Source organism: Microvirga sp. P4_G7 (assembly GCF_056401005.1).
Genome location: NZ_JBFUKD010001072.1, coordinates 1 through 780, shown reverse-complemented (window position 1 = coordinate 780; position 780 = coordinate 1). Strand labels below are relative to the sequence as shown.

The window sequence follows — 780 nt, the reverse complement described above, 5'->3', positions numbered from 1 at the left end:
GACGATGAGAAGTCGCTTGAACCAAGCCGGGACCGGTGTCGTTTGGGTCATGACGGGATGCCTCCGGAACGGAAAGGGCGCTTGTTCTTGGGAAAGGGACGCGACGGGATCGAGCCTGATTTCTGACGCGGCTTTCCGGGCTCCTTCGCCAAGAGACGCGCGCGATAGTTGGCGTGTTCATTCGCAAGGCGATCTGATTTCCGAATGATCGACACATCGCCATTGCCGGTGATGCTCAGACGACTTTCGCCCATCCGCCCGGTTGTTTTGAGCTTGTGCGCAGAACGAGACAGTGGGACCAGATGCCGAGGATCGCGTTGCGGCGGCACGTAGTCCGTTCCGGCATCGTTGACCGGACGCAACGCGAGCGGCGGGCTGTGATCCCACTCGACATCGTTCGGATCTAAGCCGAGCAGATACAAGCAGGCGTTCAGCTTGTCGGTCACAGACGGCCGCGTGCGACGCGGGCGCTCCTGGGTCATTTCGAACCTCCGAGCGCGATCCGACCCTCTTTGAGCAAGGCGTCGACATCGAGACCGGGAATGACCTCGGTCGCGATGACCTGCCACGCCTTGTCCATGAAGGTGGTGAACTCTTCCTGGTCCATGTCGCGCATGGATTTCGGAACCGGATGGATGCCGCCACCGAGGAGCTGCAGCCCGTCGACATAGCCGAGACGGATCTTGAGCGCGGTCGCGAGAGCGTCTGCGTTCGGATAGACATCCTGGTTGTCGACGACCTTTCCGAGAATGACCCAGAAGAAGCGGGATTGCTTCTGGT

2 protein-coding genes are annotated in these 780 nt (G+C 60.5%); both read right to left on the bottom strand.

The features are described 5' to 3' along the window. Nucleotides 1-47: 47 nt before the first annotated feature. Nucleotides 48-482, bottom strand: coding sequence for a hypothetical protein (locus AC1DT3_RS23095; protein ID WP_477467492.1), 435 nt, complete (start codon nucleotides 480-482; stop codon nucleotides 48-50). Next, a partial coding sequence (locus AC1DT3_RS23090; RefSeq protein ID WP_477467491.1) for a hypothetical protein occupies nucleotides 479-780 on the bottom strand: 302 nt, incomplete at its 5' end. The genes AC1DT3_RS23095 and AC1DT3_RS23090, both read right to left, overlap by 4 nt.